Below are 23872 nucleotides of genomic sequence, written 5' to 3' on the forward strand. Positions count from 1 at the left end.
ATACTTTTCTATTGGTTTGCCTTATTATAATTTATATTATCAACTATTCCAAGTTGTTTAGACGGAATTATAAGAAATGGAGGAGACGAATTGACGAAAGTAACGATTATAGCAGGAGGTCATTCCGTCCAATCTCGATTAACGGGTGTCCTGCAGCATATTCAGCAGCAGTTAACATTCAATGGAATAGATGTACATACCATTCAAGTTCACCAGCTGCCTAGCAGCGCACTAATAGGAGCAGACTTTTCAAACGAAGAGATTGTCAAGGCCATTGAACTCGTGAATGAGAGTGACGGTGTCATTGTGTTAACGCCTGTCTACAAAGCGTCATTTTCCGGTATTTTAAAAACGTTTTTAGATTTACTTCCCCAAAAAGCATTACAAGGAAAACCCGTCCTTCCGTTCGTTTTAGGAGGAACCTATGGTCATCTGCTCGTCATTGAATATGCTCTTAAACCGATTATTCACCAACTTGGTGCAACAGTTGTTCAATCTGGTGTGTATGTCGTGGATCAACAGGTCAAAAAGCAGGGTTCAGATAATTATTTAATTGATTCAGATGCCATAAACAGGTTAAACCTCGCATTATCTCAATATCAAAGTCTGATAGGAGGAACAGCCAATGTCGATCACCCTTAGTATTCTTGATCAAAGCCTTGTCGGTGAAAACGAGAACGCAGAGGCGGGCATTCAGCATACTGTCAGATTAGCTGAAGCAGCGGATCAGCTTGGCTATCACAGGTTTTGGGTGTCTGAACATCACAATAACCCTCAAGTAGCAGGTTCATCCCCTGAAGCCCTTGCCGGCTATCTATTAGCAAAAACGAGCAATTTGCGAATTGGTTCTGGAGGTGTCATGCTACAGCATTATAGCCCATTTAAAGTAGCTGAAACATTTCATGTACTGGCATCACTAGCGCCTGGCAGAGTCGATTTAGGCGTTGGGAAAGCACCAGGAGGGCTGAACCTCTCGACACAAGCACTTCAGGAGGATTATCAAGCGTCACGGAAAGATTTTTCTCAAAAATTAGTGGATCTCAAAACCTACCTTACGGAACAATCAAATGAATTGAATGCTCAGCCCATCCCACGTTTGTCACCCGACATCTTCCTTTTAGGGGGAAGTACGGAGAGCGCTAAATTCGCAGCAAAACTCGGAATCTCCTTTGTATTTGCCTTCTTTATTAATGGAGATGAATCATTATTAAAAGAAGCAAGGGAGACCTTCCAAACATATCAAAAAGCAGGCACTCGCCAGCAGTTCCTTCTCGCCATCACCGTTTCCGCAGCCGAAGATCATGAACAAGCACTCTTGCACATCAAACAAAAGGAAACAGTAAAGGTCTCCTTTTCCGATGGAAGAAAGCTCAATGTCACATCAATAGAGGATGCAGAAAAGCTAGTGAAAGGAACGAAAAAAGAACACTACAGCATTCACGTACAAAAAACCGGCTATACCGCTGGCACAAAAGAAACTGTTCATCACCGGCTGACTGAGCTGGCCGAGACATACGATATCAATGAATTCATTGTACTAACTCCGATCGTAGACATTGAGGCAAGAATTGCGTCTGTCACATTGTTAAAAGAAGCGTTTAACCATGAACAAACAGCAGCTAAAAAAATAAATCACGAGGTGAACGTCTAATGTCAAACAGTCAAAAAATCATTTTATGGAGCAAAAATGGATGCAGTTATTGCAAGGACATTCAATCCTATTTCAACGAACAGCAGATCCCTTATTCAACGATTGATGTCACTGAACATGATGATTACAGAAACATTTTAGAGGAAAAATACGGCATCCGCTATGTGCCTGTAGTTGAGATCAGTCATGACCCCCACGTGTATCAAGCATTGTTGAATCCAGATATCGAGACTTTAAGAAAAGCAATAATCTGACATTACATTTTGAATGGAGGTTTGTCATGAGTCGAGATATTTTTCGTATCGCTACCGAAGAAGATGCGCCAGCCTTTTTAGAATTGCTGTCCAGTGCATTTAAACCACTTGGGGAAATGGGCATTGATTGGCCATCCACGAACGCCACACTTGAAATGGTCATAGAAAACATTACACAGTCCGCTGCCGTTGTTTTAGAACGAGACGGGCGGCTCATATCAACCATCACCATCCGTTTTCCTTGGGAGAGTACGCAACCGGTCTCAGGATATCCATTTGTTTGGTGGTTTGCGACAGCTCCTGATTTAGCAGGGCAAGGGATTGGAAACAAGTTGCTCGATTATGTGGAAAACACCTTGCTCCGGCAAACATATAAAGCGCCTGCGTATACACTGGGCACTTCTGGCCGGAAACACCCTTGGCTTTTAGACATGTACGAACGAAAAGGATACACAAAATATATTGAACGTGAAGCCGAAAATGGTGACTTAGGTATCTTGATGTATAAAGTACTTATCCCAGAACGGTTCGATGCTGCCATATTAGGCGCGCCACCCGCAGAAGAAAAAGTCGAAACGACTTCTACATAGGAGGTGATTCAACATGGGTGAGTTTTTCAAATGGGAGTATGTGGTCACACTCTTCCCTAAAGTATTATCAGCCCTTCCGACCACCTTGCTGATCGTTTTATTTGCCACTTTGATTGGCAGCTTTCTTGGATTCATCCTTGCTTATTTCCGAATTGAGCGCATTCCTGTCCTGCATCAGCTCAGTGCAATCTATGTCTCATTTATTCGCGGAACACCTATCCTTGTTCAAATGTTTATTGTCTTTTATGGCCTGCCAGGTGTGCTCGCAACAATTGGCCTTGATATCTCCATGTGGAACAAATTGATCTTTCTTTATATTACATATGGACTCAATACTGCTGCCTACTTTTCAGAAATATTCCGATCAGCCTTATCAAGTGTCCCAGCATCTCAATATGAAGCGGCTGCCTCGATTGGGCTGACAAAATGGCAGATTTATAGAAGGACACTCATTCCTCAAGCAGGAAAAATCGCACTACCGAATATTGGTGTGGCCATCGTCAACTTATTACAAAATACCTCTCTCGCCTTTACACTGGGCGTAATGGATATTATCGGAAAGGTTCAAACATTAGGAGCATTATACTACCGCGTATTAGAAGGATACTTTATTGCTGCCGTCATTTTTATAATGTTAAGTCTGCTGCTAGAAAAAGCGTTTGACCTATTGGAAAAGTGGATCAATACACCGAAAACAAGAAAACAGCGTCAAGCAACGTTCGTTTCCTTAAAAAGAGCGGAAACGGCCTTTACAGTCGAAAAGCGTGCGAAGTAAAACGAGGAGGATTTCACATGAAAAATAACAAACAATTCAAAAAACATTCCATCATCGGTCTGCTTACACTTGGCTCATTGCTGCTTGCTGCCTGCGGAAATACGGAACAATCGAATGAAGTCAAAGCAGAAGCAACGAATAATGATCCAGATGCGAAAGAAATCATCGTTGGCACAGGGAACGCTTACCAGCCTTTCGTTTACTTAGATGAAAACGGCAAATTAACAGGCTATGAGAAGGCTGTATTAGACGAAGTCGATCAGCTGCTTCCACAATATCAGTTTAAATATGAATCCTTTGAATTTAAAAATATTCTGCCCGCTTTAGATGCTGGTAAAGTAGATCTCGCTGCCCATCAATATGAAATCAATGATGAGCGCCAGAAGAAATATCTATTTGGAAAAGTTGGCTACACAGACTATACAAGCTATGTGGTTGTTGATAAAGCATCCGGTCATGATTTTCAAAGCCTGGACGATTTGGCAGGACACAAGGTACATACTTCTACAGGGAGTAATTTCGCTTATCTGCTAGAACAATATAACGAAAAGCACGATCGGAAAATTGACATTGTCTACGGAGATGGCGGGAACGAAATTCTAGTCAAAAACCTTCAGAATGGCACAGTCGATGCAGCCTTGCTCACAAAGTATGACGTCAATAAGCTAAACAAACAGTTCAATGCCAATCTTGTGACATCTGGAAAGCCTGTAAATGTATCTAAAACGTACTATCTTTATCAAAAAAACAATACAAAACTTCAAAAAGACATTGATCAAGCATTACAAAAGCTGATCGATAACGGCAAGCTCGCTGAATTGTCTAAAAAAATATTGGGCGGAGACTTTACTACATCATAAGAAAGGAGCGATCTGAGTGGATTTTGATGTTGCCTTTATGCTGCAGGCCTTTCTAGCTGCACTTCATTATTTGCCAACAACTCTGCTGTTAGGCTTTCTACCGCTAATATTTGGCTCTGTCTTTGGATTTGGTATTGCCCTTATCCGTTTTTATCAGGTGCCTGTATTATCTCAATTGTTCAAATGGTTTGTGGCTATTTTTAAAGCTATTCCTGTTGTTCTAATTTTGCTCGTATCTTATCTTCTTTTTTCAGACTCGCTGGATCATTTGGCTGCATCTCTTTCTCTTCAGATTCGTTTCAGTGATTTGGACAGACGATGGATTGCCATTTTCGCCCTTACTTTATATGCCGTAAGCGGGTTATCCGAAATATTTCGAAGCTCTCTTGCATCTATTCCAAAGGGTCAATTCGATGCCGCATTATCCGTTGGTTTCACCAGCAAGCAGGTCTTAAGAAGGGTCATCATTCCACAAGTCTTTCCCATCTCCCTTCCTCTTCTGAACAGCATGCTGATCAGTTTAATCAAAGCCTCTTCTCTCGTCTCTATGGTGTCTGTGGTCGATATTTTAAACGGCGCTTTAATCAAAGCCAATGTGAACTATCGTTATCTTGAAGCATACATCGCCGTTGCCCTGATTTACTGGGCACTGTGCGCCTCTATTGAAGCCATCACAGCCGGATATGAGAAATATGGACACAAAAACAAAAGGAGACGATTGGCATGATTAACATAAAACAGGTGCATAAAGCGTTCGGCAAGAACGAGATTCTAAAAGGAATTGATTTATCAGTGGAAAAAGGCGAAGTGGTTGTCATATTAGGTCCGAGCGGTTCTGGGAAATCAACCTTTCTGCGTTGCTTGAATTTTCTTGAGCGTGCGGATCAAGGAGAAATTAGCATTGATGACACGACTGTCAAGTTCAATCAAGCCAAGCCTAAAGCCATTCTCGCACTTCGAAGAAAAACCGCCATGGTCTTTCAGCAATACGATCTATTTCTTCATAAAACAGCACTTGAAAACGTCATGGAAGGTTTAGTCATTGCCCGTAAACATCCGAAAGATCAAGCCTATGACACAGCTCTTCAATTGCTTACAAAGGTTGGATTGCTAGAGAAAAAGGATGCTTATCCGCATCAATTATCTGGCGGACAGCAGCAGCGAGTTGGCATTGCACGGGCACTGGCTTTAAATCCAGAAGTCATTTTGTTCGACGAACCGACCTCTGCATTAGATCCTGAGCTTGTAGGAGAAACGCTTGATGTCATTAAACAGGTAGCGCAAACCGGGGTCACCATGATCATCGTCACGCACGAGATGAGCTTTGCCTATGATATTGCCGACAAGGTGATTTTCATGGAAGATGGGGTCATCGTCGAATCAGGTACGCCGGAAGAAGTCTTTGAACAGACGAAAGAAGAACGTACAAAACAATTTTTAGCGAGATTCTCTTATCACCATTCATAAAATACAAGTCGATCCATGCGGTCGACTTGTTTCTGCGCAAAATAAAAACCAGTCTGTTCTAGCCATTAGCCATCACACACTGGTTCTTCTCGTTAGTTCAATTCCTTCAACTGATCAATATAAGCAAGAGCATCCTCAAATTCTTCGTCCGTATAGCGCTGCTTGCTTTTAATGGTGAAGACCTTTTCCTTTACCTCATCTTGTGGCAGATCATCAAAGTATAAAATCGTAGAGACGAGCTCTAGGAAACGAGACGACTGCTCGTTCATCTGCTGCGTCAGCACTTTGAGGTCAGGCATGTCCACTTCACACTGATCGAGAAACTCTTTCCCATTGTCCGTCAGCGAATAGCGATATTGATAGTATCCGCCTTTTTTTTCCTTCATTTCATCCAAGAATCCAAGGTTGCACAGCTCTTCAATTCTGAGCGTCAACTCCTCTGAATAGGGGCCATAAAAGTGAAAATCGTATTTCTCGTAAAAAGGCAAATCTAGCTTTTTTGCTATGTAAATCATCTTTTGCAGCTTCTTCCGTCCAACGATTTCCCCGGATTCAGAGAATACCTTCATCAACTTTGCATGCTCTTTCAACAAATTCCCGACATCTCCTTTTTCAGTACTTCCTTATCCCAATCCAAGCAGCTTCATGATCGCCTTCTTTTCTTCAGCTTTTTCCGACATATCTACAATTAAGTCCATCGGGAAATAAAGTTTATGATCGGTTCTTCGTTTACCGGAAATGGCATCAACAATATCTGACTGTCTCGACAGCTCTTTAATATGACCGCTTTGCGTCAAAAGGTGGATCGGCAGTCTCTCTTCTTCCTCCCCTGGTCTGTAGAAGTCGTATGGCAAGTCAGAGGAAGAGTCGACGACTAAATAATAGTCAGGATCAATGCCTGCCTCCTTGAACAAGGCGGTCAGCTTGAAATATTTTGTCATTTCTTCATTCGGATTAAACTCTGTATATTGGAACAATCGGCGGTTCATAAAACGGCGGCACAAATCAGCCAGCACGTGATCTTCTTCATCTTCCCACGCCTGAAAATAAAATAAGACAATGGATTCATCCAGTTTAATATAGTCCTCTGTGGTGACATTCCCTTCAAAAATCGAATAAAAATGAACAGGGGCATGTGTGAAAATATAGCCCGTTTCATGCAGCTCTTTTGCACGATGGAGAATTTTCGTTAAGATGACTTCTGCACTGCGTGTCACCGGGTGGAAATAGACTTGCCAATACATTTGATAGCGGCTCATAATATAATCCTCGACCGCATGCATCCCGCTCTGCTTCATCACAATCTGATCTTCTCTCGGACGCATCACGCGCAAAATACGCTCCATATCAAAATGGCCATAGCTGACGCCTGTATAGTAGGCATCACGCTGCAAATAGTCCATACGGTCGGCATCAATTTGACTTGAGATCAAACTGACCACCTGTTTGTTTTGATACGTTTTGGCAATGACTTCAGCCACATGCTTCGGGAAATCATCACTCACCCGGCGAAGCACTTCATTGACTTCGGTTTGCCCTAAAATAATATCTCTTGTAAACGATTCATGATCTAAGTGGAAGACCTTTTCAAAGGAATGAGAAAATGGTCCATGTCCGAGGTCATGAAGCAAGGCCGCACTCAGGACAAGCTCGCGTTCTCCCTCATCCCATTCCGGCCGTCCTTTGAATACATCATCCACAATCCGTCTCACAATCTCATATACACCGAGTGAATGATTGAAACGGCTGTGTTCTGCACCATGAAACGTCAAATAAGTGGTTCCTAGCTGTTTAATTCGGCGCAGGCGCTGAAATTCTCTTGTTCCTATTAAGTCCCATATTAATGCGTCCCGTACATGAACATAACGGTGCACAGGATCTTTAAATACCTTTTCCTCAGATAATTTCCCTTTTGGATACGCCATCGTTTCGTCCCTCTTTTTTTAAGACGTGTTTCTATTATATCGGGTAACTTTTCCCGAAAACATCCTTGAATTTGCTCGTGAATGTGTTCTCAACGATTGCATGGACGTAAAAAGCCCGACCTGACAGGGACGGACCTCTTTTTAGGTCGACTGAACACATTCAGTGACATTTATTTGACTTTTTTTTGAACCTTTTCGAGTAACTCATCTTCTGTTGGTGCGGATAATGGGCGATTGTTCACAAACGCAAAAGCCTTTTTTCGTCCTGGACCACAATAGGATTGACAGCCAATTTCAATTTTTGCATCAGGGTCAACCGATTTGAGTCGAGGCAGCAACGTCTTTAGGTTCGTCGCATCGCAATCGTCACATACGCGAAACTCATTAGCCATGGTCTTACGCTTCCTTTCAATGATGAACTTCATTTTATATGAAACAGTTGGACAACCAAGAGTCATAATATACCACCCAACATTGTACATCGAAGCGGCTGGACTTGCAAGACGCATTGTAAACGCTGAGACGCGCTCATTAAAAAGCTAGTATTTTCCACTATCCTTTTAGCAAACTTGTATAAACCTTCTTGAACTTGGCTAATCTAATACCATCAAATCATATGGGGGTTTAAACATGTCAAAACAAAGACAAGATGCTTGGTCAGAGGAAGACGATCTCCTTTTGGCAGAAACCGTCTTACGTCACGTCAGAGAGGGCAGCACACAGCTGAATGCGTTTGAAGAAGTAGGAGACAAGCTAAATCGCACCTCAGCGGCATGCGGTTTTAGATGGAATGCTGTTGTGAGGCATCAATATGAAAAAGCTTTAGCCCTTGCCAAAAAGCAGCGGAAACAACGGATGCGCGCACTCGGCAATGGTCAGCCTGCAAAGAAACGATTACTCTATCAGCCGCAAGTAGAAGAAACGGTCATGCAAGAGGAATTCTCACAGGAGCTGGAACCAGCGCAGGAAGAAACGTTTGCACCAGCATCTGAAACAGCCGAGCAGCTCCAGTTTGTAGACCAAAGCTACAATGAAGAGTTAGCTAGTTTATCACATTTATTGTCACAGGCTTCTCATGTCGCAGAGAAAAAGCCAGAAGCCAATCCTTTTAGGCAGCAACAGGATTTAACCATCGAAGATGTCATTGATTTCTTGCGCCGCTATGAAGGCGATGGACAGCAATCCTCTGCCTTACGCATGGAAAACAGCCGGTTAAAACGAGAAAATAACGAACTTTCACATAAAGTCACACAGCTAGAAGCAGAAGTGAAAAAGCTTGAAAAGGATCAGCTCACGATTCAAGAAGATTATGAAACACTCGTCAAAATCATGAACCGTGCAAGAAAACTAGTTTTGTTTGAAGAGGACGACACTGCCGCTCCAACCTTTAAAATGGACCGAAACGGCAACCTCGAAAAAATGGCAGAATAACAAAAAGTGCTCCCCATCTGCGGGAAGCACTTTTTTAAATGCCTAAAAATAGCATCACACTAAAAAGAACATTAATCAAAAAGACGAACATAAAAATATACCTGACTTGTCTCACCTGAAAATCACCAAATATAAAAAGATAAAGACCTGCGATGCCAAGTGTCAGTACAGGCTGAAGAAACGGCACCATTAGTGAAATGCCGTAGCCGGCTCCCATGAGGACAGGAAGCCATAGTAAATAGAGGTAACCGCCGTTTTTTGATTTCAAGAAACCACTCCCTCTCTTTCTTCTATCTGCTTGATTTCAGGTTGAATAAACTTGAGTCCGACAATTGTGCGGCCGCGCCTTTTTGAAGTCCAAACGGCAATTGCCGGCTGATCTGTCAGAGATTCTGCGTCAATGGTGATCAGCACTTTCTCATTTAATTCAATTGAAGCTTCAGACTCGATTTTGCATCCAGATAAACTAATATCATGTATGTTCACCGGCACCTTCTCTTCTAACCGGCCCTCATAGGACAGCGTGCCTGCCACACCTTGCAAAGGCCTTCTCATCCATTTGCGCTGCAAGGCCTTTGGTACCTTCTTCGTTTCTCTTACAAAGCGGAGAAATGTCCGAACAGCATAGGATTTTTTCTCACGATCCGTTATCGATACATGCTCTCGTGTGAATAGGAAGCGGATCAGTGATAGATACTCTGATTTTTGTGTGTCAGTAAAAGCAACACCAACCATCAGCTTGTCTCCCTCTGGATGGCTCCAAACCACATCACACGCCACACTTTCATCCTCTAAAAAGAACAATTGCGTTTGTCCTTGATAAAGAGAAGAAGCTTGATCCAATGGAATGGATAGACGCGCACCTGAATCACTCATATCTAGTAGAAAACAAGCAATCGACTCATCTTGATGATCAGAATGAAGCTGTCCCTCTTTTTCAATGACAAACCGCTCTGATTTTCGATAACGCGGACGGTCAAACGCCACAAGCAGTGCCATGAATAGACCTGCACCGTTATACATCACCCAAAATATATTAATCAACATGAGATCAGCATTCATCGTCCCATTTACCTTCACATCGTATCCTATTTTCACTAGGACAAGCAATGAGAGCAGCAAAAAGATCAAATGGGGAATCATCGTTTTCAAATGAAAGTGTCTTTTGTCCGTTTGAATTCCCTTTGGTGTGACAAGAAATTCCACTCTCTTTTTGAAAAACAGCTCACTTAAAGCCACACCAGCCAGGTGGAATGCCATAGAGCTTTCATAAATATGACTCCAAAACATGCTTCTTTTTTGATTCGACACTAGTTTAAATGCTAAATAGGAACTAAAGAACGCCGGTAGCCAGAACATGAAAATGGACTGGAAATCTGCCCAGAAACTTTGAATACCAAACAATAAAAACAAAATCGGCGTGAGAATGTAAATCATTTTAAACAAACCGTTAAACCAATACACAATACCATCTAAATAAAGAACTCGCTGCATCAGCGTTAAGCCACGAACCTTCAAAGGATTAAACTTACGGGCACACTGAATGTTCCCTCTCGACCACCGATCTCTCTGCTTTAACAGATCCAGCCAGCTTTCAGGTGCCAGACCGACGGCTAATACTTCTCCGACAGACACAGATTTGAACTTTCCTTGGAGTAGCATTCCTGTCGCCATGTCTTCTGTAATCACCCCAGTAGCAAATCCGCCAATTTCATCTAAGGCGATTCTTCTAAAGACAGTATTACTACCGACATACATCACAGCATTAAACCGATCCTTCCCAGCTTGGAGGGTTTGCATGAAGAAGTCCTGCTCATTTGGAATTCGATCCTTCGAGAACATATTATATTGGAAAGGATCTTCGTTATAAAACGCCTGTGGAACTTGAACAAACGCCGTCGCTCCATCATGAAAGTAAGGCACTGTTTTTTCTAAAAACGAAGGAAGGGGGACCATATCCGCATCAAGTGTGAGAATCAGCTCCCCATTTGTTTGAGACATCGCATGGTTTAAGTTACCCGCCTTCGCATACTTGTTATCTGTTCTTGTCAGATAATGAACACTAAACTCAGAAGCAAGCTGCTCTACAGACGCCCGCTTGCCATCATCACATAAATAAATGTGGACTTTGTCCTTTGGATAAGAGAGATTCACACAACCTGCAACAGTGCGTTTCAGCACTTCAATTGGTTCATTATATGTAGCTATGAAAATATCAACTGTTGGCAGCCTGTCAAGATCACTGATCATGACTTGTTTCCGATTGGAAGGCTTCCAAACAAGTGTATAAAACACAAGCAGCTGTAAAAACCCAATGCATTCACAGGCAACAAGCAAAATACCCATCACAATATTAAAAATACCTTCATGCGGCAGTGTAAAGAAAAGACGCCAGCAAATATAGGCGGCATTTGTTAACACACAGAGCACAATGATGATTTTTTTAACAGTAGTGGCCACCGGCTGAATACGATACATTACATACAGCACAGATAAAACACAAAGCATAAACAGCGGGTAATACGTGGTGAATAATGACAATACATTTTCCTTCTTTCTTATGCCATAAATGACTATTACATATAAAATTTCATAACAAAGGAGGGGGTTTTTTCATAACATTGCCACATTGCCCCTCCAATTCTATTCAAGTAGCCAAATCAACTATTATTTCCATAACCTATCTAACTGATTTGAATAAAAATCAATCGCCTTTCGATAACTTAAAATAGCAGGATCCTTTGTCGTTTCAGTTAAACAGTTCAGTAATATTTCCATCGCTTTGCTATGTTCCTTTAAATTATACAAAGTCATGGCATAGAACGTTTGAATGGCTTTGTTGTCGGGATAAGTTTCCATCCCTTTTAGGAATATCTGTTTTGACTTTTCATATTCTCCCAAAGTTCTGTATGTACTTCCTAACCCTAGTAAAGCGTCTTCTAGTTCTTCTGAAGACAATCCTAACTCAATGGCTCTTTCATAAAAAAAGACAGCTTGCCTTTCCTCTCCTAACAAGTCATAACTCCAGGCACATTGATAATGAATAGAGGCATCGTCTGGATACTTCTCTACAAGATAAGAGAGCATTTTATTTGATTCTTGAAGGTGTCCACTTTTTCGAAGTTCAATGGCTTTCTCAAGCTTCGTTTCCATCACTTCACCTCTATGCTTTTCAAGATTTTTAAGAGAACACCTTTTCATTCCGCTCAATCATCCGCGTCATGTTTTTTTCAAAATCCAGCTGTTCTTCTGCGTTCAGTCCTGACGCTGTCAGCTGATCACTGAGCGTTTGAAGCTCTTCTAGTAAAAGACGCATAAGAAGCGCACAATCAATTGGTTCTCCAGTTAATTCTGATAAAGAAGCCATCGTATCTGGCTGTATATCAGGAAACACAGCCTTCACTTCTTCTCGTTTGTCCTTTAAAGCGGCGTCATAAAAACGGCGGATCAAGTCGGCACGTTCCCGCCCGCTTCCATCTGCACACAAATAAATTTGCACAGCAACTCCACCGCGTAATCTACGCTGAGAAATGCCTGCAAATTTCTTTCCATTGATGCTTAGATCATAGCTGCCCGGACAATAAGAGCCGACAATCTCATAGGCTTCAATGTCCACCTCATACTTAGACAGCATCCGGCAGACCAATTCCACCATCGCATCATACCCGCGGTCAATATCAATGCCCTTCTTTTGTTCCGCAAAGATTAACGACACATTTAAGACACCTTCATCCAGCACCACAGCAAGACCGCCTGAGTTACGTACAATGACGCGATACCCCTCTTCCTCAAGCAGTTTCACACCATCTTGGAGAAATGGAAGTCTTGTATCCTGAATCCCAAGCACAATTGTATTGTGATGAATCCAAGAACGCGCAGTCGCTGGTGAGAGTCCTTTCCCGACTGACGCACAAAGCGTATCATCCATCGCAAAGGATTGCTTCGGGTCCACATAGAGACCTAGGCTCGATTGATCTATGATTCGCCATTTCGGCTGTGTCAGTAACTCAATAGGTTCATTTTTCATGTCCTGCATATCCTCTCGTTCATAAACTGTGTTTATTATAACATGGGATGAATGGAGGGAGAATTAGAGAGATCGTCAAAAAAGCTCCATGACATTTGACGTCACAGAGCGTTCAGTTGGATGATTCAGTTTTACTTTTCAGTGATTCATGTATTTGAAGGCTGTGATCATTCAATGATACATCCCCCACTCACCCACTCCAGCAAGTTTTCAGTCACCAACTCTGCATGCTGAGGGTCCATTACACCAGCATCCACAATCCACACCTTTTTCTCCTCTTCGGCCTGACGCATGAGAAATACTCGCCCGCCGCCATCGTCGCCAATCGCCACATAGCCGCTTGCATATTGCTGAACCTCCCATGTTGCATTTCGTTCCGTAATGTCCTCAGTGCCGTATAGTAGGACATCGCCGCCAATGGAACATCCATTTGTCTGTTTCAGCAAGTTTTTATAAGCATCGGGTAGCACCATGTTTAGTTGGGATTCTGCCTTTTTGATGTTTATATCAGTTCCTGGATTGTTGATGATTAGGCCTGGGATTTGGGATAAATCGACCATTTGGATCCTCCTAGATAAGTGCTATGTTTATGAAGTTTTGCTTTATCTTTAGATTTACTTAACAGGTCACTCAATCCACAATTATATTCCAATTTATGAATTTCCCCTTGTCCAATTCTCATATATGAATTGATCAATGGCAAAGTAAATCTTGAAAGGCTTTTAATAGTCTACTAGTAAATCTAGATAATATTTATCATCCTCTTGGATATTGGTTAAAAACTCCTCTAAAGAATTAGCGATTTGGATATCATAATAGTATATTGCGCTTCTATCCTTTTCATTCAATTCAATTGACATTAAAGCTGTCTCATTTGCTTCAAAAAATATTAATTTGTTATTCTCAAATTCATCATAGATTTCAATGTCTGGATAGAATTCAAAATCATTAGCCCTTAATCGAAAGTCTCTTACAGAATAAGGGTCCATAATACGATTAATGTTAAACTCAGACCCATTAATAAAACCGTAACCTACCTCTATATAAAAATTAATTAACTCCTTGGGAAACTTTAAATCAAGTTCCTTTTCAACATCTATTATTTCTTTTTCAGTTACTAAAAAAAAACTATTTTCTTCGTTTTTCTTAATAAACTCATATCTCATTATTTTTTAACTCCTTTAAATAATGTATTTGCTGGTGAACCTGCACCATGTATACCAGCTTGATGCTCATTTGGAAATTTTGCAGGATGCATATTCCACCATTCATGCTCCCCTCCAAAAGTATTTTCAATTATATGGTGAGCATCATACTTATCTCCTTTTTTTCTAATTACTTTACCGGTTTTTTCCGAAATAATATTTTCATTATACACTGGCCACTTTTGTCCAGTATTTCTTTCCCAATCTTTGATTACTTTATTTTTCAAACTATCAAATTTCGCCCGATGCTTAGCCGTTTCTATGGGTGACATTTTGTTATACTCTTTATTTCTTAATGCTGCTTTCAAATTATCTATTTGGTTTTTAGGTAGCTCTCTTCCTGTTCGTCCTTCTATATCCCTAACATATTTTCTTATTGTGTTAGAATCTATCTTGCTCCCTGTACTAATAGTAACCCTTTTCACCGCATTCTTCCCTTGATCCATCTTAAAAACATATTTCCCTACCTTCACTATTTTAGCGATTGGGATAATTGAAGCTACGGACAGAACTTGGTCTGTTCTGCTGATGTTTTGGCTGGTTTCTGGGTCTTTGCCAGTAACGGCTCGATATCCGTCGTAGATGCCGCTGTATTCTAGGATGATGTTTTCGGCTGTTGAGACGACTTCACCGTCTAATATGCGTTTAGCATTACTATGGCTGTAGTTAAGTCGAATTACGATGATTGGTTATACGCAGTATTGGTTAGCAAAAATATTTAAAAACCCTCAAAGAGAATCAAATTAATTCTTTTTGAGGGTTCATCAATGCTATTTTAATCCTACTTTTACTTCACCATCATGAAAGATTTCAATAACATATCCAGAAGATGGGGAAAAAATCCACGTATCAAAACTGACAGCTGTAACATCATCTATAGCTTCAAATACTTTATCTAAAGTAAATTGAATAATTGGTAACGTCCCTTCATCCCAAATTACATAAACAATATCACTGTATTCATCCATTTTTTGATATAAAAAGGACCGTATCTCATTGAATGTATCCACTTCAGCATAAGCAGATACTTTCTCCCATTCAATCTGACCATAACAATAAAATGGAAAGTGATTTTCCAAATTACTTAATATTTGTGCTCTATCATTATCATATAAAACACGTGCACCCTCACCTAGTGCCTCAATACACTCATCTAGTAAACTCATCTAAAATCTCCTTATTTATCAAAAGGAAATATATTAAATTCATTTCATAATCATAAAAAATAATCTTTTTATTCCCATCCTTCCCTATTTTCTTAAGTGGGATAATAGAAGCTATGCAAAGAGAATAGTCTGTTGCTACTGATGTTTTCGGTGATTGAGATATCCCATCATACATCTAACTTGGATAGAAAAAAGATGAACGACATCTCTGTAAACTCTGGTCTTTCCAACTCCTATTAGAGATTTATTTAACGATACATTCAGGTGAAAATTTCACAAAAACAGAGTTTGTACCATCATCCATCATTCTTTTCAATTCCTTACCTAATGAATAATTAGAATTTGGTTCTGTTTGCAATATACAAACAATATTTCCACCCTCCCCTTGAGTTAGGCAGGTTAATTGTAAATATTCAGTGTTATCATAAATAAAAGAAACGATGTAATCATAGAAATTACTTTCTAGGTTGTCCTTATTTATTTTCCCCTTAAAAACCCTGACTATGGTTCCAGCCCAAATTTGAGTATCGTCTTCAATTTCCTTAACAGATATCCAATCATTCTTAATCATTCTATTACATCCTCTCTACTTAATTTTTAAATTATGACCACCAGATGCATCAGCCGGTTTAGTTTGTTTGAAATCAAAATCAACTTCCCCTTGATGCTTCCCCTTGTTATTTGTTTTTTCAAAACGACCATGCTGCGTATCTACTGAATATAAATCTCCAGTTTTAGGGTCTTTATATACATCCCTACTATTAATCTTACTTAATTTTGAATCTTTTATTAAGCCATTACTTTTAGCAACTTCTTGTACTTTTATTTTTACAGCTGCTACGCGCTCTGCTGGAGGCAATTTCACTAACGACTTTTCAAAATCTTTAGCCCCATTCCTCGCACTTTTAGCACTCTTCTCAACCCTCTTAGCTACTTTCTCCCCTTTAATAATCTTAAAAACATATTTCCCCACTTTAACAATGTTGATGCTTGGAACCATGTACACCCCTGCTACCAAACGATCCATATCCGCGACTTTATCACCTGTTATCGGATCTCTTCCTGTAATAACCCGAATCGCGTCGTTTATTCCTGTAAATTCAACCGCTGTATTTAAGATATTTTGGGGTTGATCGCCTGTTTTTACATCAGAAATCGGTTTAACGCTCTCAATCGTTACTTTGTTTTTTTCTGATATTCGTAACCGATACAGCATTCCGTCTCGCATGACCTCAACCGTTTTGGCATGTTCGAAGTTGATCTTTTTGTACTCATTGATATCATATACTTCTCCATTTAAGGTCACGGTCGTTTGATTGATTTTACTAGACGGCGTTTCCCGAACAACCGTCTCCACATTCGTCCGTTCTTTCTCTCTCAGCTTCTTCAGCATGAGCATCATTGGATTTTCTTCTTGGTTGTTGTCTATTTTGCCATTCAATCCACTGATGGTGCTGTTCACTTTTTCTTCTTTTCCATCTTTGAAAATAGACCCTTTTTGATAGCTCGTGATGTCGATTTTTGGGCCGGTGAACATGGTACTTAAGGTATTTATGTATTGCTTCATTGTTTGAAGGGAGCTTTTTGTTTCTTGTAAAGCGCTTGTTTGCTCTCTGTCAAATGCATGAAGCAGACCAACGGTTCTTGAGGTCTCGAGCCATGCTTTTTGATAGTTTTGCTGAAAAGCTGATTCGTCTACATTTGGCAAATGAACAATATGACCAATTCTGCCGATGGCATGGTTTACATCCGTTACAATCTCAGATATCGTGCGCTCCGCTTTTTTTAGTCCTTGATCTAGTTCGTGTTCAATAAATGATTGTGAGATCAAGCCGTGCTGATTTGATTCAAGTGCATGAAGCGCCTGTTTTGTGCTTTTCAGCGCAGTGCTGTATTCCTCAATGACGACCTGAAAGAATTGCAGGAAGGGAATATGACATTCTGTATAAAAGGAGCGGATGGCTTGTCCCGCCTCTCCCTTTAGTGCGCCATCAAGTGAAATGATGCGATGGATTTGTTTTTCTATGGAGCTGATTTGTTGTGATTGCTGCTTTAATGTATTCAGCGTTTGGTCAATTCCGTTTATTAGCGCAAAGGCGTCAAGGGTTTTCATTGCGTTCTCCTTTATTTTCTTTTATTGCTGGAGGCAAGCGCCTTGTCCGTTTCGATCATGGTGTTCACCGCTTGTTCTGTTTGTACAAGCTGTTTCTGAAGAATGCCTATGTAGGATGTACTTAATTCGTTCAACTGTTGATTGATTCTTTCTAATGTATCTGCTGCTAGGAGCTGGTTTCTCCCTTTGATGGTTGTTGGAAGTTCTGTATTCATTTGAGCGCCTGATTGTTTGGTATGTTGTAAAACTCGTTTGATTTCACTGGCATCTATTTTGATTTCTCTACTCATGTGACTTCCCTCTTTTTTCTTCCAATTGTTTCTGCTTTTCTCTCTCTATTTTTCTTTCAACGGAATGGATCTCATGTTCTAACGAATGGATTTCCGATTTTAGGTCACTGATTTTCTCATCAATTCGATTCACTAGATTGGTCAGTTGTACACCTTTTATCTCTTGACTGGCGGATGCCATCTCGTCTCGAATGTCATCAAACGTATCTGCAAGAAGGCCAAACCATGTATGTGATGTCAGATCTGGATGAGTGATTTTTTTACCAGCATCTGCCAGAGACAATTTTGCTTCTTTTATTTCTTTTCGACACATGCTCAGTTCTATGATTTGTTCTTTTTTTATGGATATGTCTGCCTTTAACGAATACAAGGCTGTTGTATAACCGATGATGGCTCCAGACATCGTCAAACACCTCTATTCCTTAAATAGTCCTCCGTTATGTTACCATTTCCTAGCACAAGAGGCATATGATTGAAAACGAATTCAACGAAAAATGAATCGTACGTATTGGGTTTTTATACCTATTTCACACGCGCAAAAAAAGCTGAATTCACCAACTGAATCCAGCTTTTGACGCTTATTTGATCGAATCACCAGCTGATGCTGATGGTTGATCGCTAAATGACGTGTCTTTCTTTTCAGAAATATAATGAAGAGAGAAACCAACAAGACTAAAAAAAGCGCTTAATACCAGTGTAGGATTTTTAAATAGGTTCGTACTTGCTATGATCAAATCTCCATTCTGCAAGAGAATCCCTAGTATTTGACCGAATACCAACAGGGTACCTGACGTTAAGAAAAGGACAAGCAGCACTTTAAATAAAAATTCCATCAATGCTCTCATGTGTTTCTCCTTTCTATACTGGAAGTATGCCCATTCCGATGAGCCAGCCAATTCCTACAATCGGCAGCATATAGTAAAGAATGAGCGGTATAAATGTTTTCTCCGGCCGGGCTCCTGCAAGACCAGAAGCGATGAAAATTGACCCAGATGCCGGCGGGGAAGCGCCTTCTGTTGATGAAAAAGCAAGAATGGCGACAACAGCGACAACAGGGTCTACTCCGACTGAGATTAAAGCTGAAAATGAGACAAGCCCAACAGCTGTTAATGTGGCAGTTGAAGATAATGGTCCAGCCACCAGCGTGACAAGAACACCAACAATGAGCACCATGAGCCACTTCGGAATGGCAAGTACTGACGTGATTTGCGTCAAATCTTCTGCGAGTCCTAATTCAGCAAGCACCTGACTAGCAGCAACAGCAAACAGCATCAAGGCACCGATCGTTGTAAACTTAGGAATTGCCGACTTGAAAAACTGAGACCAATCTAACGCAGACGCTTTTTTTCTTCCAATTGTTAAGCTAATCAGCATCATGAGAATCGGAATCCACGTAATTAAAGAAATTTGATCCATTGCCTCTGGTCCAATGTTTGGATTACTTTTTAAGTAGTTTGCCAGCGGACCAATTGTGATGATGATAGGGATCAAGGCACCGAAAAAAATAAAAATCGATTTCCATCCCTGTTTCACAGCTTCTCTAAAGGGAACAATATCATCTGGCGGCATCGCTTGGATTTTATTCTTTTTCACCAGAATATACACCAAAATAAACCGGTATACGACTTGATACAGTCCTCCTATTAAAAGAGCAATATATAAATCACCTTCAGAGACAAGGGCTGCAACTGGTGCAAAGCCCAGCATGATAAACATGGAAGAGTTTGGTGGCAGCGCGGCTCCAAGTCCGCCATTCCCAGCTAGAATCGTGGCCGTATGGGTTCGGCTCCATCCTGATTTAATCATCCAAGAAGCCGTAATAGAGCCAGTGGCAGCTGTGTTTGCAGAATTTGAACCTGAAAGAGCACCTAAGACTGCTGAACCTAACGTACTCATATAAGCCGCTCCCCCAGGAAGCTTGCCGACAACCGAATTCAGGATGCGCAAGAGTGCGTGAATTAATTCCAGCTTTTCGATTAAATAGGCCATGAACACAAACGCAACGGCTGCATAAAGCACCTCATATGTGGATGCAAATTTTAAACCATCCCAGAACAGTCTAAGCGCATCCATTCCGCCAAACAAAGTGGTTGCAATAAAGCCTAACAGCATGGCTTCTCCCATATTTCGTTTCACGACGACATTCCATATAATGATGACGGCTATGAATACAATTAATGCAATAAAACCCATGTCGTTTCTTCGCCTCCCCTTTCTTAAATAAAACGCTTACAAAAATCACCCTTGCTGCATCACGTCAATGACTTCTTTCCAGCTGACCGGCTTTTTCCCATTAAACCGTTCAACGAATTGAAAGTCTGCTAATCTCTCTAGCTTCTGTTGTGCTGCCCGGGACATGCTCGCATCAATATGAGCTGAATCCAGCATTTCAATAGAGCCAAGTAATTCGACCGCTCGTCTTTTTGCATGTAATGCACTCCCTGTCACAAGACGATTCATCGTCTCTTCAAAACTTTTGCTGTCCAGCGTTTCGCTTAGTGAAGAAATCACTTGATCTTCGACATTATATTTTTTAGAAATTTCCAAAAATTCAACAAGTAAACCGACGATCCCTTTCATATAAATGCTTCTTATTAGCTTTAAGGCTGAAGCATCTCCAGGCTGATCACTGATTTTTGTAATATTCATACCGTATTCTTTCGTTAATTCAATGAATCGATCTGTTCCACTTCCGCTAGCAGTGATTGGAACCTTGTGTTTGTTAACCGGAAGAGATCCTAGCATGGCGGCATCTACAAATAGAGCTTCTTGCTTTTTAATTTCGTCTGCCACTTGTTTTTTAATATCTGGAGTTGATGCCGACACATCCACATATACTTGATTTTTTTTCAAACTTCCTAATACGGATTGAGCCACTTCTAGGGTTTTATTCGCTGGCACAGCCGCAATGACAATGTCAGATTTTGCAATGACTTCACTCACATTACTTGTTAATTCGACGCCTGTGCGGGCTGCTTTTTCTTTCATTGGTCCAGCAAGTTTCTCATTCTGTAATAGTACATCATACGCATAAAAATGATCTAATCCTTCTGTTTTCAATCCCGTTGACAGCTCATATGCAGCTTCTCCATAACCGATAAAGCCTATCTTCATCACAGATTCCCCTATCTCTGGAATTTTTTCATTCTGCCCTCTAGCCATGCAGGCGCTAAGAGACTGATATCCTGCTTTCCTTCGCTCATATAATGTTGAATGGTTTTTAATCTTTGATGTTCATATGCTTGTTTCTCTTCAGCCAACGACAGCATCTCTTCTGCTTTCTCCTTCGGAACAATCACCACTCCATCATCATCTGCAACGACTAAGTCACCTGGTGATACTTTGACCCCTCCACACGAGATGATTCCATTCAATTCACCAGGCCCATCCTTAAAAGGTCCATTCGGCGTGAATCCCTTACTATAGATTGGAAAAGCTAATTCCTCTAAAGCGACTTTATCGCGGACAAGACCGTCGATCACGATTCCTTCTATTCCAACAGCTTTTGCTGAACCGGCCATCAATTCTCCTAAATATGCGTGACCCCTATGATCTTTCCCATCAACGATGAGTACATCGCCTACTTGTGCAGAATAAATCGCTTGGTGAAGAAACAGATTATCTCCTGGCCGTAAGCTCACGGTAAAAGCTGTGCCGACTACATTCATGCCTCTCGCAACTGGTTTGATTTGATGATCCATCGCGCCGGTGCATCCCATCACGTCTGACAACAAGGTTGAGTTAAGCTTTCTTGCCCTAGCTATAAGATCATTTGACACGAAATGAACAGTACTCATTGTTTTCATCATCCCCTTCGAGTTATATTCATTACATTCAATTAATTTAAAGTAATATATATTACTTTCGTGATATGATCATACCATCTCATTTTTAATTAGTAAAGCGCTTTCAAAAAAATAAAAAATGAGTCCCCACACGACTATTGTGTTGTGTGATAACTCATTTTCGTTAACATATGATTGATTTGATCTAAACGTGGTTTTGTTCTTTCTGGATCATTCATCGCTAATGCACTTAAGATGAAATCGACGATAAAGATAGCAGATACGACAGAGTTATGAGAGCCTACACTTGCTGAGGAACACGGTAATACATATTGTGCATATTTAGTTAGTGGAGAGCTGTAGGTGTCTGTAATTAAAAGGACTTCCACCCCATAAGACTTTGCTGCTTCCATCAAATCCTTCATCCGCTTTGCATAACGCGGATAGCTGACCGCTATAATGAAATCACTCGAGTTGAAATGAACCAAATCATCCACCCAGTCACTTTGATCTGCATCAATATACTGGCAATTCCCCAATAGCCGATTGATTCCTAACGACATGTATTCGCCAACAGGTCTTCCACTTCGGACACTTGTACACAAAACGTGGCGCGCATTGGCTATTTTCCCAACAATTTGCTGAAAGGTTTCTTCCGTGATATTGTCCAATGCGTACTGGATATTTTGAAATTGCAATTCTACATGGTTATGCAGGAGCTTACTCTTATTTGAATGCTTGAGATTCGCCTCAAGTCTTGTTTGAGGGTCGGCTTTATGCTTCATCGCTGATTGAAGCTCTTTTTGAAACTCAGAAAAACCAGAATACCCCACAGCAGCAGAGAAGCGCATGATGGTTGCTGTACTCGTCCCGACTTTTGACGCCAATTTATCGACAGTTAAAAAAGCGACCTCCATTGGATGTTGTACGATATAATCTGCAATTCTCCTCTGTGCATCGGTTAAAAAAGCGACCTTATGCTGAAGCTTATGTATTAAATCCTCCATTTTAGCACCTGCCCATCCTATCGGCTTTATCTACGATCAGATTGTTTTCTTTCTATATTGTACACATTTGTCCAAAATAAAAAAACAGCCAGCACGAATCTATCGCGCTGACTGCTTTAGCCGAGATGCTATTTTATAGTGCTTGAGCTGCTGTGATAAGTGCAAGGTTGTAAACGTCTTCAGCATTACAGCCTCTTGAAAGGTCATTTACTGGTTGGTTTAAGCCTTGCAAGATTGGACCTACAGCTTCAAAGTTACCTAAGCGCTGTGCAATTTTGTAGCCGATGTTTCCAGCTTCTAGGCTAGGGAAAACAAATACGCTAGCATCGCCTTTAATGACGGAATCTGGTGCTTTTTTCGCTGCTACTGAAGGAACGAAAGCTGCATCGAATTGGAATTCTCCATCAAGTACAAGCTCAGGTGCCTTTTCTTTTGCAATGCGAACTGCTTCAGAAACTTTTTCTGTTTCGTCTGATTTTGCTGAGCCTTTAGTAGAGAAGCTAAGCATTGCCACACGTGGTTCGATGTCGAACATTTTGGCTGTGTTTGCACTTTCGATCGCAATTTCAGCTAGATCTTGGCTATCTGGTGCAATGTTGATTGCACAATCAGCAAACACATATTGCTCTTCGCCACGAGCCATGATGAAGACGCCAGATGTTTTCTTTACGCCTTCTTTTGTTTTAATGATTTGAAGTGCTGGGCGTACTGTGTCAGCAGTTGAGTGTGCTGCACCGCTCACAAGTCCGTCTGCAAGACCTTTGTACACAAGCATCGTACCGAAGTAGTTTTCATCTAGTAATGCTTTTCTTGCTTGCTCTTCTGTTGCTTTGCCTTTACGTCTTTCTACGAAAGCTTGTACAAGCTCTTCAAAACCTTCATATGTATGAGGATCATACACGTCAACACCATCAAGTGTAAGACCTAATTCTTTTGCTTTTGCTTCAACTTCTTGTGTTTTACCTACAACAATTGGCTGCAAGACTTTGCCATCTGCTAGTTTTTGAACGGCTGTTAGAATGCGTTCGTCCATTCCCTCAGGAAAAACGATCTTTACTCCTTTACCTGCAACCTTTTCCTGAACTGTTGAAAAAATATCTGCCACTTATATACCCTCCTTGATTTTACAAAAAAAGCGTTCTCTTTCAAGCATACTCTTCTTCTACATAAATTCAAACTACCAACTTACATTATAGCGCTTACAAATTAAATTCATATTTTTCAAACTAATTTAATCAATTTCCATAAAAGCTGACTTCGTCGTTCAAGTTTTGATCACATCTCCATTTGGACAAACTATGTTATAGTTGGAACAGATGGAAAACT

Annotated in this window: 29 protein-coding genes and 1 pseudogene; 9 read left to right on the forward strand and 21 right to left on the reverse strand. The window is 40.8% G+C overall.

The annotated features are described in order from the left end of the window. The first annotated feature begins 90 nt into the window (after nt 1-90). From ssuE to NSS78_RS17835, 8 genes are read left to right on the forward strand one after another with little or no spacing between them, the layout of a single operon-like run. Nucleotides 91-642, forward strand: a complete 552-nt coding sequence (gene ssuE, locus NSS78_RS17800) for an NADPH-dependent FMN reductase (RefSeq protein WP_050944466.1) — start codon at nt 91-93, stop codon at nt 640-642. Next, on the forward strand, nt 626-1651 hold the full coding sequence (locus NSS78_RS17805; RefSeq protein WP_003215315.1) for an LLM class flavin-dependent oxidoreductase: 1026 nt from the start codon (nt 626-628) through the stop codon (nt 1649-1651). The genes ssuE and NSS78_RS17805 overlap by 17 nt, the downstream gene beginning before the upstream one ends. Then, nucleotides 1651-1905, forward strand: coding sequence for a glutaredoxin family protein (locus NSS78_RS17810; RefSeq protein ID WP_284907446.1), 255 nt, complete (start codon nt 1651-1653; stop codon nt 1903-1905). Before NSS78_RS17805 ends, NSS78_RS17810 begins: the two co-directional genes overlap by 1 nt. A gap of 26 nt (nt 1906-1931) precedes the next feature. Continuing rightward, nucleotides 1932-2495 (forward strand): GNAT family N-acetyltransferase, encoded by a 564-nt coding sequence (locus NSS78_RS17815; RefSeq protein WP_003215102.1) that lies wholly within the window; start codon nt 1932-1934, stop codon nt 2493-2495. Nucleotides 2496-2508: 13 nt separating this feature from the next. Further along, complete coding sequence (locus NSS78_RS17820) at nt 2509-3270, forward strand: amino acid ABC transporter permease (protein ID WP_003215084.1); 762 nt, start codon at nt 2509-2511, stop codon at nt 3268-3270. Between the two features lie 17 nt (nt 3271-3287). Then, nucleotides 3288-4130, forward strand: coding sequence for a transporter substrate-binding domain-containing protein (locus tag NSS78_RS17825; RefSeq protein WP_003215163.1), 843 nt, complete (start codon nt 3288-3290; stop codon nt 4128-4130). 16 nt (nt 4131-4146) lie between these two features. Then, on the forward strand, nt 4147-4857 hold the full coding sequence (locus tag NSS78_RS17830) for an ABC transporter permease subunit (RefSeq protein WP_268459161.1): 711 nt from the start codon (nt 4147-4149) through the stop codon (nt 4855-4857). Then, on the forward strand, nt 4854-5597 hold the full coding sequence (locus NSS78_RS17835) for an amino acid ABC transporter ATP-binding protein (RefSeq protein ID WP_003215167.1): 744 nt from the start codon (nt 4854-4856) through the stop codon (nt 5595-5597). The genes NSS78_RS17830 and NSS78_RS17835 overlap by 4 nt, the downstream gene beginning before the upstream one ends. Nucleotides 5598-5689: 92 nt before the next feature. Here the strand turns inward: NSS78_RS17835 and NSS78_RS17840 are convergent, their stop codons facing one another. From NSS78_RS17840 to NSS78_RS17850, 3 genes are all read right to left on the reverse strand, one after another. Continuing rightward, the gene (locus NSS78_RS17840; protein ID WP_050944468.1) at nt 5690-6190 is read right to left on the reverse strand and encodes a YwgA family protein; all 501 of its coding nucleotides are present in this window, start codon (nt 6188-6190) and stop codon (nt 5690-5692) included. Nucleotides 6191-6220: 30 nt separating this feature from the next. Continuing rightward, the gene (locus NSS78_RS17845) at nt 6221-7522 is read right to left on the reverse strand and encodes an HD domain-containing protein (RefSeq protein ID WP_007497716.1); all 1302 of its coding nucleotides are present in this window, start codon (nt 7520-7522) and stop codon (nt 6221-6223) included. 170 nt (nt 7523-7692) lie between these two features. Continuing rightward, nucleotides 7693-7914, reverse strand: coding sequence for a DUF1450 domain-containing protein (locus NSS78_RS17850; protein ID WP_003215259.1), 222 nt, complete (start codon nt 7912-7914; stop codon nt 7693-7695). Nucleotides 7915-8152: 238 nt separating this feature from the next. Here NSS78_RS17850 and NSS78_RS17855 point away from each other — a divergent pair, with 238 nt between their 5' ends. After that, on the forward strand, nt 8153-8953 hold the full coding sequence (locus NSS78_RS17855) for an RsfA family transcriptional regulator (RefSeq protein WP_044140194.1): 801 nt from the start codon (nt 8153-8155) through the stop codon (nt 8951-8953). A 34-nt stretch (nt 8954-8987) separates the two neighbouring features. On the opposite strand, the gene NSS78_RS17860 is transcribed toward NSS78_RS17855, so the two are convergent. The 18 genes and pseudogenes from NSS78_RS17860 to pta all read right to left on the reverse strand — a co-directional run bounded on the left by NSS78_RS17860 (nt 8988) and on the right by pta (nt 23651). Next, nucleotides 8988-9221 (reverse strand): DUF5970 family protein, encoded by a 234-nt coding sequence (locus NSS78_RS17860; protein WP_050944469.1) that lies wholly within the window; start codon nt 9219-9221, stop codon nt 8988-8990. Continuing rightward, nucleotides 9218-11494, reverse strand: coding sequence for a glycosyltransferase (locus tag NSS78_RS17865; RefSeq protein WP_050944470.1), 2277 nt, complete (start codon nt 11492-11494; stop codon nt 9218-9220). The genes NSS78_RS17860 and NSS78_RS17865 overlap by 4 nt, the downstream gene beginning before the upstream one ends. A 126-nt stretch (nt 11495-11620) precedes the next feature. Then, nucleotides 11621-12106, reverse strand: a complete 486-nt coding sequence (locus NSS78_RS17870) for a tetratricopeptide repeat protein (protein ID WP_003215006.1) — start codon at nt 12104-12106, stop codon at nt 11621-11623. A gap of 28 nt (nt 12107-12134) precedes the next feature. Next, on the reverse strand, nt 12135-12980 hold the full coding sequence (locus tag NSS78_RS17875) for a lipoate--protein ligase family protein (RefSeq protein ID WP_327839485.1): 846 nt from the start codon (nt 12978-12980) through the stop codon (nt 12135-12137). Nucleotides 12981-13147: 167 nt separating this feature from the next. After that, nucleotides 13148-13540 carry an SMI1/KNR4 family protein gene (locus NSS78_RS17880; RefSeq protein WP_050944473.1) on the reverse strand — a complete coding sequence of 131 codons (393 nt, stop codon included), beginning with the start codon at nt 13538-13540 and terminating at the stop codon, nt 13148-13150. A gap of 162 nt (nt 13541-13702) precedes the next feature. Then, on the reverse strand, nt 13703-14146 hold the full coding sequence (locus tag NSS78_RS17885; protein ID WP_050944474.1) for an SMI1/KNR4 family protein: 444 nt from the start codon (nt 14144-14146) through the stop codon (nt 13703-13705). Next, nucleotides 14146-14838: pseudogene (locus tag NSS78_RS17890) on the reverse strand (pre-toxin TG domain-containing protein); the annotation flags it as partial. The gene NSS78_RS17885 and the pseudogene NSS78_RS17890, both read right to left, overlap by 1 nt. 117 nt (nt 14839-14955) lie before the next feature. Then, a complete protein-coding gene (locus NSS78_RS17895; protein WP_309216056.1) occupies nt 14956-15351 on the reverse strand; it encodes a hypothetical protein in 396 nt (131 codons plus the stop codon). A gap of 244 nt (nt 15352-15595) precedes the next feature. Further along, the gene (locus tag NSS78_RS17900) at nt 15596-15922 is read right to left on the reverse strand and encodes a hypothetical protein (RefSeq protein WP_309216057.1); all 327 of its coding nucleotides are present in this window, start codon (nt 15920-15922) and stop codon (nt 15596-15598) included. Between the two features lie 15 nt (nt 15923-15937). Continuing rightward, nucleotides 15938-17464, reverse strand: a complete 1527-nt coding sequence (locus NSS78_RS17905) for a T7SS effector LXG polymorphic toxin (RefSeq protein ID WP_309216058.1) — start codon at nt 17462-17464, stop codon at nt 15938-15940. A gap of 11 nt (nt 17465-17475) precedes the next feature. Continuing rightward, nucleotides 17476-17754 (reverse strand): YwqI/YxiC family protein, encoded by a 279-nt coding sequence (locus tag NSS78_RS17910; protein ID WP_309216060.1) that lies wholly within the window; start codon nt 17752-17754, stop codon nt 17476-17478. Continuing rightward, a complete protein-coding gene (locus tag NSS78_RS17915; RefSeq protein ID WP_309216061.1) occupies nt 17747-18157 on the reverse strand; it encodes a DUF5082 family protein in 411 nt (136 codons plus the stop codon). Before NSS78_RS17915 ends, NSS78_RS17910 begins: the two co-directional genes overlap by 8 nt. Nucleotides 18158-18332: 175 nt before the next feature. Further along, nucleotides 18333-18599, reverse strand: a complete 267-nt coding sequence (locus NSS78_RS17920) for a hypothetical protein (RefSeq protein ID WP_003215032.1) — start codon at nt 18597-18599, stop codon at nt 18333-18335. Between the two features lie 13 nt (nt 18600-18612). Then, nucleotides 18613-19947 carry a TRAP transporter large permease subunit gene (locus NSS78_RS17925; RefSeq protein ID WP_003214816.1) on the reverse strand — a complete coding sequence of 445 codons (1335 nt, stop codon included), beginning with the start codon at nt 19945-19947 and terminating at the stop codon, nt 18613-18615. A gap of 45 nt (nt 19948-19992) precedes the next feature. Next, complete coding sequence (locus NSS78_RS17930; protein WP_050944478.1) at nt 19993-20868, reverse strand: prephenate dehydrogenase/arogenate dehydrogenase family protein; 876 nt, start codon at nt 20866-20868, stop codon at nt 19993-19995. Nucleotides 20869-20879: 11 nt separating this feature from the next. After that, entirely contained in the window at nt 20880-21551 is a 672-nt protein-coding gene (locus NSS78_RS17935; protein WP_137054240.1) for an RraA family protein, read from the reverse strand. Between the two features lie 143 nt (nt 21552-21694). Continuing rightward, nucleotides 21695-22546, reverse strand: a complete 852-nt coding sequence (locus NSS78_RS17940; RefSeq protein ID WP_327839484.1) for a MurR/RpiR family transcriptional regulator — start codon at nt 22544-22546, stop codon at nt 21695-21697. Nucleotides 22547-22679: 133 nt separating this feature from the next. Then, nucleotides 22680-23651: a phosphate acetyltransferase gene (gene pta / locus NSS78_RS17945; RefSeq protein ID WP_003215086.1), complete on the reverse strand. Its 972-nt coding sequence runs from the start codon at nt 23649-23651 to the stop codon at nt 22680-22682. Nucleotides 23652-23872 lie beyond the last annotated feature (221 nt).

Source organism: Bacillus sp. FSL W8-0920, from assembly GCF_038593215.1.
In the GTDB taxonomy this organism is placed as follows: Bacteria; Bacillota; Bacilli; order Bacillales; family Bacillaceae; genus Bacillus; species Bacillus pumilus.